Annotated in this window: 9 protein-coding genes; 4 read left to right on the top strand and 5 right to left on the bottom strand. The window is 63.8% G+C overall.

Translation table 11 applies throughout. The features are described 5' to 3' along the window. Positions 1-7 precede the first annotated feature (7 nt). Positions 8-1018: a LacI family DNA-binding transcriptional regulator gene (locus RQH62_RS00785; RefSeq protein WP_311266844.1), complete on the bottom strand. Its 1011-nt coding sequence runs from the start codon at positions 1016-1018 to the stop codon at positions 8-10. 144 nt (positions 1019-1162) lie between these two features. Between RQH62_RS00785 and RQH62_RS00780 the strand changes: the two genes are divergently transcribed. After that, positions 1163-3460, top strand: a complete 2298-nt coding sequence (locus RQH62_RS00780) for a glycoside hydrolase family 3 N-terminal domain-containing protein (RefSeq protein ID WP_311266843.1) — start codon at positions 1163-1165, stop codon at positions 3458-3460. On the opposite strand, the gene RQH62_RS00775 is transcribed toward RQH62_RS00780, so the two are convergent. The 4 genes from RQH62_RS00775 to RQH62_RS00760 form a co-directional block, all read right to left on the bottom strand. Continuing rightward, entirely contained in the window at positions 3421-4746 is a 1326-nt protein-coding gene (locus RQH62_RS00775; protein WP_311266842.1) for an MFS transporter, read from the bottom strand. The two genes, RQH62_RS00780 and RQH62_RS00775, sit on opposite strands and share 40 nt — an antisense overlap. Before the next feature lie 55 nt (positions 4747-4801). Further along, positions 4802-5167 (bottom strand): bleomycin resistance protein, encoded by a 366-nt coding sequence (locus RQH62_RS00770; protein WP_311266841.1) that lies wholly within the window; start codon positions 5165-5167, stop codon positions 4802-4804. A 65-nt stretch (positions 5168-5232) separates the two neighbouring features. Continuing rightward, a complete protein-coding gene (locus RQH62_RS00765) occupies positions 5233-6267 on the bottom strand; it encodes a LacI family DNA-binding transcriptional regulator (protein WP_311266840.1) in 1035 nt (344 codons plus the stop codon). Next, the gene (locus RQH62_RS00760; RefSeq protein ID WP_311266839.1) at positions 6264-7502 is read right to left on the bottom strand and encodes an MFS transporter; all 1239 of its coding nucleotides are present in this window, start codon (positions 7500-7502) and stop codon (positions 6264-6266) included. The genes RQH62_RS00765 and RQH62_RS00760 overlap by 4 nt, the downstream gene beginning before the upstream one ends. 168 nt (positions 7503-7670) lie before the next feature. On the opposite strand from RQH62_RS00760, the gene RQH62_RS00755 reads away from it, so the two are divergent. The 3 genes from RQH62_RS00755 to RQH62_RS00745 all read left to right on the top strand — a co-directional run bounded on the left by RQH62_RS00755 (position 7671) and on the right by RQH62_RS00745 (position 13394). Next, positions 7671-10136, top strand: a complete 2466-nt coding sequence (locus RQH62_RS00755) for a TonB-dependent receptor (protein WP_405053498.1) — start codon at positions 7671-7673, stop codon at positions 10134-10136. Positions 10137-10248: 112 nt separating this feature from the next. After that, complete coding sequence (locus tag RQH62_RS00750) at positions 10249-12510, top strand: beta-glucosidase (RefSeq protein ID WP_311266837.1); 2262 nt, start codon at positions 10249-10251, stop codon at positions 12508-12510. A gap of 224 nt (positions 12511-12734) precedes the next feature. After that, positions 12735-13394, top strand: coding sequence for a hydrolase (locus RQH62_RS00745; protein ID WP_311266836.1), 660 nt, complete (start codon positions 12735-12737; stop codon positions 13392-13394). Positions 13395-13430 lie beyond the last annotated feature (36 nt).

Here is a 13430-nt window from a genome sequence, read left to right as displayed (position 1 = left end):
GTGGTCGTTACGCTGTTGTTTGCGTCGTGCTGTTGCGAACAATGAGGCTGGGATATCTAAGTTCCGTCTGCGGAACGTTTTCTCCGTCGATGACGGCGGAAAGCCGGTTAATCGCCCGCGCACCAAGATCGGCGATATCGACCGCCATGGTGGTCAAACCGGGGCTGATAAGGCGCGCGAGCGGGATATTGTCGAAGCCCGCAACGGCGATCTGGCCCGGCACATCGACACCCATGTCGCGCAACGCGACCAGCGCGCCGATAGCCATCATGTCGTTCGCCGCGAAGATCGCATCGACGTCCATCTGCTGTATTTGCAACCGCTGGACGGCGAGATGGCCGGACTCCTCATCGAAATTGCCGGGCAGGATGACGGGGGCGAGTCCGGCCGCGACCATCGCCTCGCGATAGCCGCGCGCCCGTTCCGCCGCCTCGATATTGCCGTGCGACCCGGCGATATGGACGATGGCGCGACGGCCGGTTGCGACCAGATGCTCCACCATGGTGCGCGCGCCGGCGGCATTGTCGATCCGCAGTTCCGGCCGACCCTGCCGGTTTTCCGGACCGTTGAGCAAAATGGCCGGGATGCTGGCCGGCAGATGCGCGAACAGCAGGTCCGGGTCGATATGCGGCGCCATGACGATCAGGCCGTCCACCCGTCCGCGCATGTTGCGCAATGCCTCGACGCCATCGCCCAGCCCCATATGCATGTTCGACAGCAGCAGGTGCCGTCCGCGCATTGCTGCTTCCCGCTCCATGCCACGCAATATTTCGGAGAAGAATTCGCCATGCAGGTCCGGTAGGACGACGCCGATGACGCCCGTGCGCGCCAGACTGAGATTGCGGGCGCCGGCATGGGGAACATAGTTGAGCTTGCGGGCGGCGGCTTCGACCCGTTCCTTGAGTTCCGGGCGAACGTTGGGCAGGCGATTGAACACGCGCGACACCGACGCGACCGATGCGCCGGCTTCGCGCGCCACGTCCCTGATCGTCGCCTGTCCGATGGCCTTGCCGTTCATCCTCTGCCCTTGTCGTTCGCTTTTTTGCCGGCATGACTTGCCGATCCATCTTGTAACCGGTTACAAGAAACCGAACGACACTGCAATAGGATGGCGAAACGGTGCAGCATGACACCGGACAGGCCAGGAATTTAGGAGAAAGACATGCAGCCCCGCTCCTCAGTCTCGCGTCGTGCGATCCTTATCGGTGCCGGTGCAGTGGCGGCTTGGGCGGCCTCGCCGGCCCGTGCGCTGCTGGCACAAGCGGGCGCTGGTGGCGCGGCTTCGGCTGACCTCGATGCCCTGATCGCAAAGATGACGGTCGAGGAAAAGGCGGGGCAGGTCACGCTGATGGCGGCGGCCTGGGCCGGTGGCGCCGCCAATGCGCTCAATCCGACATCGCCGTCCAAATCCAGTTTCCGGCAGCAGTTGGAAGAGGTGAAGCGCGGACGGATCGGCGGCGTCTTCAATGGCAATGGCGCGGAAATGGCCCGCCAGATGCAGGTCGTGGCGACGAAGCAATCCCGCCTCAAAATTCCCCTGATCTTTGCCGCCGACGTCATCCATGGTTTTCGCACCGTCTTTCCCATGCCGCTCGCCGAAGCCGGCAGCTTCGACCCGGCGCTGGCCGAACAGACGGCCCGCATCGCCGCGATCGAGGCGACGGCGGCCGGCATCGACTGGAATTTCGCGCCGATGGTGGACATCGCCCGCGACCAGCGCTGGGGCCGGGGGATCGAGGGCGCGGGCGAGGATGTGCTGCTGGGCCGGATCATGGCGGATGCGCGGGTGCGGGGCTTTCAGGGGCGATCGGGCCTGACGGCGGACGATGCCATGGCCGCCTGCGCCAAGCATTTCGCGGCCTATGGCGCGGCCGAAGGCGGCCTTGATTATAACAGCGTGGACGTGTCGGAACGGACCCTGCGCGAAATCTATTTCCCGCCGTTCCAGGCTGCGCTGGAGGCGCAGACAGCGACGGTGATGGCGTCCTTCAACGAATTGTCCGGCGTGCCGGCGACCGCCAACCACTGGCTGCTGACCGATGTGCTGCGCCGGCAATGGCAGTTCGATGGTCTGGTTGTGTCCGACTATACGGGCGACTTCGAACTGATCGACCATGGCTTTGCCGCCGACGAGCGGGAGGCGGCGAAACTCGCCTTCCTCGCCGGTGTGGACATGTCGATGCAGTCGGGTTTCTACATCCGGCATCTGCCCGGTCTGGTGAAGGCGGGTGAAGTGCCCATGGCCCGGCTGGATGAAGCGGTCCGCCGCGTCCTGGCGCTGAAAACCAAACTTGGCCTGTTCGACGACCCCTTCCGCCGGATCGATCCGAAGCGGGAAAAGGCGCGCATAAGAACGCCGCAGCATCTGGAGGTGGCGCGTGATGCGGCGCGCCGGTCGATCGTCCTGCTGAAGAATGAGAAGGAGCTGCTGCCCCTGCCCCGCTCCGGCAAGCGGATCGCGCTGATCGGCCCCTTCGTGCAGGGTCAGCGCGAACTGATCGGCCCGTGGAATGTCTATGGCACGGATGCTGACGCCGTCGACCTGCTCAGCGGTATGCGCGCCGTGGCCGCCGATCCGCAATCCATCGTCGCGGTAGATGGGTCGGGCATCGAAAAGCCGATCGCGGGCGGAATCGAAGCCGCCGTCGCCGCTGCGCAGGACGCTGACATTGTCGTGCTGGCGATCGGCGAAAGCCAGAAAATGTCGGGTGAGGCGCAATCGCGCACCGACATCACTATCCCCGCCGCCCAGATAGCGCTAACCGAAGCGGTCGCGCAGACCGGCAAGCCGATCGTCATATTGCTGCGGCACGGTCGCGCGCTGGCGCTGCATGGGGCGGTGAAGGAAGCCCCGGCCATTTTGGCGACTTGGTTCCTGGGGTCCATGTCCGGCATGGCGATCGCCGATATTCTCTTCGGCGTGGCCAGCCCGTCCGCGCGCCTCCCCTGCTCCTTCCCCTATGAAAGCGGGCAGGAGCCGCTTTATTATGCGCACAAAAATACCGGCCGCCCCAACCCGCCCGGTCCGCGTCAGGATTATAAAGCCCATTATCGCGAGGCGCCCAACGCGGCCCTCTATCCGTTCGGCCATGGCCTGACTTATGGAGAGATCGTCTATACGAAACTCGACATGGGCACCGGCCGGTTGACGGCGGGCGGCGAACTGGCGGTCGTGGCCAGCATCCGCAACAGCGGCAAGCATGAGGCAATCGAGGTCGCGCAACTGTATGTGCAGGATATCACGGCCAGCATCACCCGGCCGGTGCGCGAGTTGAAAGCCTTCCAGCGGATCACGCTCAAGCCCGGCGAAACGCAGGAGGTGCGTTTCACACTGAAGCGCGACGACCTGACCTTCCTGGGACAGGATATGCAGCCGACCGTCGAACCGGGCAAATTCCGGCTCTGGGTCGCGCCCTCGGCTCAGGCGGAGGGGGTGTCGGACATGTTCGTGCTGGCCTGAACAAGGCGCGGCGACAGCCCCATGATCGCCGCTCCGACCGCAATGGTCGCCAAAGGCCCGGCGATCATCAGCCAATAGATGGCGGCGCGACCAGCGGCATCGGGCGTGCCGCCTTCATAGCCCCAATGCGCATAGGCGAGGCCCAGCAGCAGAGCAGCGAGGCCCAGTCCGATCTTCTGCACCAGCATGAAAAGGCTGAAGGCCGTCGCCTCGACGCGAAAACCGGCGATGCTTTCGCCATGATCCACGGTAGTCGGCAGCAACGCCCAGGCGGCGAGGTGGAATCCGCTCATCGCCGCCTGCACCATGGCGAGGACGATGATGGAGAGGATGACGCCCGGCACGGCTGGCCACAAGGCGAGGCCGGCAAGCGCGAGCATCCCCAGAACCGCCGCGATCAGCCAGCTTGCGCGTGCGCCGATGACCATCGCGATCGCCGTCCATAATGGGACAGCTACGGCGCCGATCACGCCCATCACGGCCAGCGCCTGCTTTCCGCCGACCGGCGCGGACAGAATATAGGTGAAATAATAGATGACGGAATGGCCGATGATCGCGCCGGCGATGGTGACGCACAGGGTTGCCGCGCCCAGCGTCAGGAAGGGGCGATTATGCGACAAGGCCCGCAGATCCCGCCGGATGCTGCGCGCAACAGTCTGCGGCTCATCATCCGGCACCTGTTCCGGCACGCGCCAGACGACGGCCGCCAGAACGCCGGTTGCAACCAGCGCAAGCAAGAGCGCCATCCCGCCATAGCCCTCGCCTCGTGCCGGCATCACGAAGGCGACGGTGACGGCACCCAAGGCACCGAAGGTCATGCGCGATCCCGACATCAGGGTACGGTCGGTCGCATGATCGCTGACGCGCGTGGACCAGGCGGCATAGGGAAGATTGACCAGCGCATAGAGGATACGGAAGGCCAGATGCACGGTCAGGACCAACGCGAACATATGGTCGCCGGACAAGTCCGGCTGAATGAACAGCGCCATGAACAGGATCGCCAGCGGTGCCGACCCCCAGGCCACGATGCGTCGGTAACGCAGCCGCCAGCGGTCCGCCGCGAAGCCGATGGCCAGATCAGCCAGTCCGTCGGCGAAGGCCCCGGCGACCATGATCAGCCCTGCCCGGTCGGGAGTCAGGCCCAGCCGGTCGGTATAGAAAAACAGCAGATAAAGACTGACCGTCTGCCAATAGAGATTGAACGCATAATCGCCCGCGCCAAAACCGATGGCGCGCAGGCGGTGCGGTCCGTCCGGGCTATGCGGCATGGGGGAAGAGCCGGGCATCGGTCAACGGATAGAGGATCGGCCAGAGTTTGTCAGGCCCGGCCAAGCCCGTCGGTCAATCGGGCGCCTGCACCAGCCGGATCAGCGTGCCATCCTCATCGATCAACGCGCCCACGGTCCCGCCCCAATGCTCCTTCTTCGGGCGATGGGCGCGCGGCCAGCCGATGCTGGTTTCGACTATGCCGGCCGCGATCACCTCGGCAAAGAAACCATTCACATCGTCCATCCTGAAACAGCAACTGAAGGAACTGTTGGCAGGGTCCAGATCGGGATAGGGAAAAAATTCCAGTATGATGCTGCCACGGTGCAGGATCATCCAATGGGGATCGCGCCAGCTCTCCGCAAAACCGAAGCGCGCGTAGAAGGCCGATGTCGCGCCGAAATCACGGGACGGCAGGTTAGGCGTCGCAAGGTCAGTCATGGCAGCCACTCCATCGATCAGCGCCCTCGTAACGCATATCGCCAAATGGGGCCACCACGCACAGGTCAGTCGCCCTTTTTTGGCACCATAGGCCCGCTGCTGCCACGCACCACCAGCGCATGGGGCAGCATGAGATGGGCATCGGGATGGGCGATCTTCTTGCGGAAGGACGGATCGACCAGAATGTCGACGGCAGCAGCGGCCATTTCCGCCTTGGGCTGGCGGATCGTCGTGATTTGCGGCCAAGCCGCGCGGGAGGATGCCGCGTCGTCGAAACCCACGATCGACAGGTCGTCGGGCACATGCAGATCCCGCTTGATCGCGGTGATCAGGACGCCGAGCGCCATATCGTCATTGCAGGCAAAAATAGCGCTGGGACGGTCGGGACCGCACAGCAACGCCTCGCCCAGTTCCAAACCCGACCGGAAACTGAAATCGCCGCGCCGCACGAAACGTTCTTCCACCGCAATCGCCGCCGTCGCCATGGCCGCACGAAACCCCTCCTCCCGTCGGATGGAGGCGCTGTGGTTCACCGGCCCCTGCACGAAACCGATATGGCGATGGCCAAGGCCGATCAGATAGTCGGTCATTTCCCGCGCCGCGCCATGATCGTCCATCCGCACCGCGCCGCTATCCTCTGGCTCGGCCGATGGCGCCATCAGGACATGGGGCACGGCCGCCTGGCGGAACAGGGCAATCAGTTCGGGCGCGTCGCAAATAGGGGGCGCGATGATCGCGCCGTCCAGCCGTAGGCTGGCGATGCTGTCGCGGACATGATCCTGCCAGCCGGGTCGGCTCAGATCGACAGGTTCCACCACCAGATGATAGCTGCGCTCACGACAGCGGATCAGCGCGCCATGCTGGACATCGGCGGCATAGCCCGACACCGGATCGTCAATGAAGAGGCCGAGCAGATAGGAGCGCGAACTGGACAGGCTGCGCGCGAAGGCATTGGGGCGATAGTCCAGCTCGGCCACAATTCGCTGCACCGCCTCGCGAATTTCGGGGCGAACATGATCCTCCCCATTGATGACGCGCGATACGGTCTTGGGCGAGACGCCGGCGCGAGCGGCGACATCCTTGATCGTGACGGTCTTCATGACTTGGGCTCCTGCGGCTGCGCGCACAGGGCGGCAAACCGGGCGATGAAGGCGTAGCAGGCGGCCGGCACGATCAGCGCGGGCAGAAGCGCCATCGCATCCGCCAACACGCCGGTCAGGACAGGAATGACCGCGCCGCCGACCACCGCCATGCACAACCACATGGAGGCGACAGGCGCCTGTCGCTCATCTGCCGGCAGGGCAAGAGCGTAGATGGTCGGATACATGATGGCGTTACACAGACCGACGGCAATCAACGCGCCCGCACCCAGTGCGCCGGGCAGTATGATGGCCGCCATTGTCAGCGCCACGCCGCCCACCGCCACCGCCAGCAGCAAGCGATATTCGGCCATACGCGTCATCATCCAGGCGCCGATGAAACGACCCGCCATAGCGCCGCCCCAATAAAGGCTGACCAACTGCCCGCCAACTACCGGCGTGACGCCCAGCCGGTCCGAGCGCATCAATATGGTGGGCAGCAGCGCACCGATCGTGACCTCCGCCCCCACATAGAAGAAGATCGCGGCTGTGCCCCATTTCAGGCGGCGCAGACGGATCAACTGAAACATCTGCCCAGTCCCGGCGAAGGTCTGCGCTTCTCCGCGCGCCAGCAGGTTGCGATAGCGCATATAGGCCAGAGTCAGGACCGCCGTGACCAGCGCCGTGCCAAGGAAGGGCAGCGTCGGATCGATGCTGCGCGCGACATCGGCATCCAGTTCCGCCAGCAGCAGCGGCGCACTGATGAGCGGCCCCAGCACGGTACCAAGCGAATTGAAGCCCTGAAGCAAAGTGAGACGACGCGCCGCGCCGCGTGACGGACCGATGACCGCGACCACCGTATTGGATGCGATCTGGAGGAAGGTCTGTCCCGCCGACAGGAGCAGCAGCGCCCCCATCACCATGGCGAAGGACAAGGCTGTCTGCGCCATGGTCAGGGCCAGACAACCGGCCGTCATCACCGCCAACCCCGCCACGATCGCGCGCATATAGCCGGTGCGGACGATCGCCCAGGTAATCGGCAGCGCAAACAGCAGGTAACTGGAGTGAAAAGCCAGCTGGACCAGCAGCGCCTGACGATAATCCAGATGCAGCATCAGCTTGAGTTGCGGCACGAGCAGGCTGACCGAAGACGTCAGGAAACCACCGATGAAGAACACGCCGATAGACAGCCGGAAAAGCCGGCTCGCGATCCGGTCGCCATCAGGGACAGGCAAGGTTGACGTAGCGATAACCATCAAGCGGACTTTGCGGTCGATCCTTACAATGCGCGGTGAAGAATGGGAAGCAATGCTGCATCCCCTGTGCGCGGATTTGACATCGATGTCAAAAACCATGTTGACATCGTTGTCAGGCTTTGGTCATTACGCGGCACACACAATGATGTGAGTCCAGGGAGAGAGATGATGAAGAGCATTGCGCTCGTCGCGAGCACTGCGCTTGCGACTATGACGCTGGCAATGGCCCCCGCCTACGCGCAGGACAGCACCGCGCCGCAGGCCGCCCAGCAGCCCGAAAACAGATATGACGGCGATATCATCGTCACCGCCACCCGCCGCGAAACGACCCTGCAATCGACCCCGATCGCGGTGTCCGCCTTCGGTCAGGCGCAACTGGACAAGCAACAGGTCAAGGATGTGACCGACCTTGCCCGCTTCGTCCCCTCGCTCCAGTTCAACCAGCAGGGCGACCAGTCGGCGGTCCTGCTGACGCTGCGCGGTATCGGCAACGACAGCGCCTATACCGAAGTGGCCGACCCGGAAGTCGCCATCTATGTCGATGGCATCTATTCGCCGCGGTCGCAGGGCGCTTCGGTGCTGATGTACGATATGGAGCGGGTGGAAGTGCTGCGCGGTCCGCAGGGCACCTTGTTCGGCCGCAATGCCACGGTCGGCGCGCTCAGCCTGATTTCCGCCAAGCCGAAGCTGGGTGAGTTCGAGGGCAATGTCGAAGTCACCGCCGGCAATTATGACCGGCTGGGCGTGCGCGGCGCGATCAATATCCCGGTCAGCGACACGCTGGCCTTCCGCGTGGCGTTCGTCAGCGACCGGCATGACGGTTATGCCGATTTCCAGCCGGCGCCGGATGTGACCGGCATCAACAAGTCCGCCTTCGTCACCAGCGGCAAGAAATATTATGCCGCCGACCAGCAGTCGGGCCGTGTCTCGATGCTCTGGCAGCCGAGCGAGAAGTTCAGCTGGAACCTGTCGGCCGAAGGCTTCCTCGACAATGGCGCCCCGGTCATCGGCCTGCTCCAGACGCCCCGCGCTGGCACGAAGCGCTGGTCGACGCTTAGCGACACCGCGCCCGACACCGACCGCTATTCGGTCGCGCTACGCAGCACGATGAACTACGATATCACCGACGGCATCCAGCTTAGCTATATCGCCGGCTGGTCGCGGATCGGCGGTTCGACCCAGACGGACGCGGACGCGGGCGCGATGCCGCCGACGGGTACAGTCGATGCCAATGGCAACGACCTGCCGCTCGGCGCGTTCGGCGAAAACCGCACCCTGTCGTCGCGCTATGATTTCCAGAGCCATGAAATCCAGCTGAAATCATCAGGCGAACGGGCGATCGACTGGATTTTGGGCGCCTATTACAGCCATGAAAAGAACCGCATCCGCTTCGATATCGATCAGCGGAATGGCTATCGTGACGGCACCTTCAGTTGGGCCGGCAGCTTCATCCAAGCCAATCGTCAGATCGACAGCCGGGCCGTATTCGGTCAGGCGGTATGGCACGTCAATGACGCGATCCGCGTGACCGGCGGCCTGCGCTACACGTCCGACAAGAAGCAGGACATCGGCGGCCGCAACGTGACCTATTCCGGCGAAGGCTGTTCCGATGCCGACAAGCTGCCCGGCGGCCGTTGCACCGGCGGCATTTTCGGCGCCTATCCGGGTGCAAGCGCGGAAGAACTGGTGGCGCTGCTGCCGGGCTTCTCCATCTCCAGCAACGATGTGAAGGGCAAATGGGACAAACTGACCTATCTGGCCCGCGTCGACGCGGATCTGGCGCAGGATGTGCTGGGCTATGCCAGCATCAGCACCGGCTTCAAGTCGGGCAATATTCAGGACAATGCGGGCCTGACCGACCCGGAAACGCTGACCAACTATGAAGTGGGCCTGAAGTCCCGTTTCCTGGACCGCCGCGTCACGCTGAACCTCGCGGCCTATTATAGCGACTTCAAGGGCTATCAGGTGAACCAGGCCGTCACCTTCCGCGACGACGAAGGCAATGTCATACGCAGCCAGATGATCACGCAAAATGCCAAGGGCGCGAAAGCCTATGGTCTGGAAGCAGAAATGGTCGCCAATCTGACCGACAATGACCGGCTGCAATTTTCCGGCACGCTCCAGAAGACTAAGCTGGAGGAGTTGGCAAGCGTCGACGGGCGGCTTTACGATGGCGGAAAGCTGTCCTCGATCGCCCAGCTTGAAGGCAATGAACTGGCCCATGCGCCGCGCTTCTCTGCGACGCTCAGCTATGAGCATGATTTCGTGATGGCCAGCGGCGCGCGGATCACCCCGCGCTTCACCACCCATTATGAGACGAAGAGCTGGCTCAGCTACTTCAACGGCGACGCCAATCCGTTCGTCAATGCCAACGACCCGGCCGACAATATGCCCAGCCGCGGCACCAACGGCACCGACTGGGACCGGCAGAAGGCCTATTTCCGGTCCGACGCGTCGATCCGCTTCACCGCGCCGGATGAGAAATATTCGGTCGAAGCCTTCGTCCAGAATATCGAGAATGGGAAGATCCGCACCGGCGCCGGCGCGTTCGGCGCGCCGCGATATGACCCGATTTTCCTGTCCAACCTTCAGCCACCGCGCACCTGGGGCGTGCGCGCCCGCGCGAACTTCTGATAGCGGCCAGCGACCGGCTTCCCTTCCCCTGCCGGTCGCCCTTCAGGCGGCGGACGCCCTTCCCTCCCCCGATAGGCCTCCGCCGCCACTTTTACACAATGAGAGATCGTCCATGACGCGCCCTGCCCTGATCGCCCTCCTTCTGATTGGCACCGCTTATGTGCCGACCGCACAGGCCCAGTCGCCCGCAACGACGGCCGGCAGCAATCGTGCCTTGTCGACCGAGGCGCGGGCCAAAGCATTGGTCGCGGCCATGACCACGCAGGAGAAGCTGGCGATCATCCACGGCTATTTCCCGCCTATGGCGAAGCCGCCGCAGCCGATCGCGATGATCCCGTCGGCTGGTCATATTCCAGGCATCCCGCGCCTTGGCATCCCGACGCTGCGGGAAAGTGACGCTAGCCTTGGCGTCGCCAACCAGATCGAGCAGCGCAAGGGCGACACGGCAACCGCCCTGCCCGCCAGTCTGGCCACGGCCGCGACGTTCAATCCGGCCATTGCCTATGCCGGCGGCGCGATGATCGGGGCAGAGGCAAGGGCCAAGACGTTCAATGTCCTGCTCGCCGGTGGCGTCAACCTGACCCGCGATCCATGGAACGGGCGCAATTTCGAATATCTGGGCGAAGATCCGTTGCTGGCCGGCGTGATGGCGGGCGAACATATTCGCGGCGTCCAGAGCAACCATATCGTATCGACCATCAAGCATTTCGCACTCAATTCCCAGGAAACCGGGCGCACCGTGCTGAACGCGCGGATCGACAAGGCCGCCCTGCGCGAGAGCGACCTGCTGGCCTTCCAGATCGCAACGGAGATCGGCGCGCCTGCCTCCGTCATGTGCGCCTATAACAAGGTGAATGGCGATTATGCCTGCGAGAATGACTGGCTGCTCAATACGGTCCTGAAGAAGGACTGGGGCTATAAGGGCTGGGTCATGTCCGACTGGGGGGCAGTACATTCGACGGAGAAGGCCGCACTGGGCGGGCTGGACCAAGAGTCCGGGCAGGAACTGGACGACGCCATCCATTTCGGCAAGCCGTTCGAAGACGCGATAAAAGCCGGGCTCATCCCCATGGCACGGCTTGATGATATGGTGACGCGCATCCTGCATGGCGTGATCGCCAGCGGGCTGATGGACGATCCGGTGCCGGACAGCCCGCGCCAGATCGACTATGCCGCCCATGCCGATGTCGCCCAACGGACGGCGGAGGAAGGGATCGTCCTCCTTAAAAATGAGGGCAATCTGCTGCCGCTGGCCAAGAGCGCGCGGCGGATCGTCCTGATCGGCGGCCACGCCGATGTGGGTGTGCTGTCGGGCGGCGGATCGTCGCAGGTCCGCTCGGTCGGCGGAGCACCGGTCGAAATTCCGCTGACCAAGGGGGCGGCGGCGTCCTTCGCGCGCATGACCTGGCATGCTTCATCCCCCTTGAAGGCGATCCAGGCCATCGCACCGCAGGCCGACGTCACCTATGTCGACGGCAGCGATCCCAAGGCAGCGGCGGATGCCGCGCGGCAGGCCGACCTTGCCATCGTCTTCGGCTGGCAATGGCAGACGGAGGCGCAAGACCCGGAACATATGCGCCTGCCCGGCAATCAGGACGCACTGATCGACGCCGTAGCCAGTGCCAACCGCAAGACCATCGTCATGCTGGAAACCGGCGGCCCCGTGGAAATGCCGTGGATCGCCAAGGTGCCGGCGCTGGTGCAGGCCTGGTATCCCGGACAGCGCGGTGGCGAGGCGATGGCGAACATCCTGTTCGGCGACGTGACGCCCTCGGGGCGCCTGCCCATCACCTTTCCCGTGCGCGCCGATCAGGCGCCACGCCCTGAGCCATTGGGCCTTGCCGAACTGCATGCCGCCGATGCCCGGCGGGAGGCGGGCGACACGGCCAATTACGGTATGACCGGCGGCGTCGCGCCCTTCGCGGTCGACTATCCCGAAGGCGCGGAGGTCGGCTATCGCTGGTATGCGATGAAGGGCGCCAAGCCGCTTTTTCCCTTCGGCTATGGCCTCAGCTATACCCGCTTCACCTATGCGAACCTGACAGTACAGGACGGCGCGGCGCTGACCGTCAGTTTCGACGTCACCAATGCCGGCAACCGCAGCGGCGCGGATGTGCCGCAACTTTATGTGCAGGCGAAGGGCAGCGCGGGCGTCAACGGCTGGCGGCTGGCCGGGTTCGACAAGTTCAGTCTCTCCCCCGGCGAAACCCGGCGCATCACCATGACGGTCGATCCGCGTCTGATCGCCCGGTTCGAGGAAGGAACAGGCTGGCGGCTGGACGGCGGCAATTATGCGCTGGCGGTCGGTCATCATGCCGGTGACTTAGCCTTGAAAGGCGTGGCGCGGCTCGATCCCGTCAACCTGAAGCCCTGATCGCCTCGCCCCTTTCATCCTGACATCACAACCGGAATACCGGCCGGCCCGGCATGATCGCCCAGATCGTGCCGGGCCGGCCTTTGTTGATTCAGCTTCCATCATTTCTAAAATATCGAACGATAGAGAATAATTTATCCAGCTGTTTCACATTTATGCTGGGCGGTAGACCGACATCAGCCCGAACGGACGGGCGCAGAACATTCTCAGGAAGGACTTCACCCATGTCGATCACCGCCACCCCGACCCCCGCCAAGGCTCTGCTGTCGCCGACCAATCATGCCCTGGTCCTCATCGACTTCCAGTCGCAAATGGCCTTCGCCACCAAGTCGATCGCGCCCGAACTGCTGCGCAACAATGCCGCGCTGGTGTCCAATGCCGCCGCTGGCTTCAACGTCCCCACCATCCTGACCACCGTCGCCGGAAAGAGCTTTTCCGGTCCGATGTTCAGCGAAATCACCGAAGCCTTCGACAACCAGTCGATGCTCGACCGCACGTCGATGAACACCTGGGAAGACGCCGCCGTCATTGATGAAGTGAACCGCATCGCCAAGGATCGCATCGTCTTCGCCGGCCTGTGGACCAGCGTCTGCATCGTCGGTCCGGTGCTCTCGGCGATCGAACAGGGCTTTGAGGCCTATGTCATCACCGACGCCAGCGGTGACATCAGCGAGGAAGCCCATGAACGCGCCGTGGAGCGCATGATCGCGGCCGGCGCCAAGCCCATCACCTCGCTGCAATATCTACTCGAACTCCAGCGCGACTGGGAGCGTACCGAAACCTACGACATGACCACCGGCATCGCCCGCAAATGGGGTGGCGCCTATGGTCTGGGCATCACCTATGCCAAGACGATGTTCAATGCTTCGGAAGGCGGACACTAATATCCTCGGGGGAGCCGTCCCGGTACAGCTCCCCTA

The sequence above is a fragment of the Sphingobium sp. WCS2017Hpa-17 genome, from assembly GCF_031843765.1.
Taxonomy (GTDB): Bacteria; Pseudomonadota; Alphaproteobacteria; order Sphingomonadales; family Sphingomonadaceae; genus Sphingobium.
This window is presented reverse-complemented; position numbering and strand designations above follow the sequence as displayed.

Bases quoted from the DNA above. Each gene is read 5' to 3' on its own strand.
- RQH62_RS00785 (WP_311266844.1), bottom strand. From the start codon at position 1,018: ATGAACGGCAAGGCCATCGGACAGGCGACGATCAGGGACGTGGCGCGC.
- RQH62_RS00780 (WP_311266843.1), top strand. From the start codon at position 1,163: ATGCAGCCCCGCTCCTCAGTCTCGCGTCGTGCGATCCTTATCGGTGCC.
- RQH62_RS00775 (WP_311266842.1), bottom strand. From the start codon at position 4,746: ATGCCCGGCTCTTCCCCCATGCCGCATAGCCCGGACGGACCGCACCGC.
- RQH62_RS00770 (WP_311266841.1), bottom strand. From the start codon at position 5,167: ATGACTGACCTTGCGACGCCTAACCTGCCGTCCCGTGATTTCGGCGCG.
- RQH62_RS00765 (WP_311266840.1), bottom strand. From the start codon at position 6,267: ATGAAGACCGTCACGATCAAGGATGTCGCCGCTCGCGCCGGCGTCTCG.
- RQH62_RS00760 (WP_311266839.1), bottom strand. From the start codon at position 7,502: ATGGTTATCGCTACGTCAACCTTGCCTGTCCCTGATGGCGACCGGATC.
- RQH62_RS00755 (WP_405053498.1), top strand. From the start codon at position 7,671: ATGAAGAGCATTGCGCTCGTCGCGAGCACTGCGCTTGCGACTATGACG.
- RQH62_RS00750 (WP_311266837.1), top strand. From the start codon at position 10,249: ATGACGCGCCCTGCCCTGATCGCCCTCCTTCTGATTGGCACCGCTTAT.
- RQH62_RS00745 (WP_311266836.1), top strand. From the start codon at position 12,735: ATGTCGATCACCGCCACCCCGACCCCCGCCAAGGCTCTGCTGTCGCCG.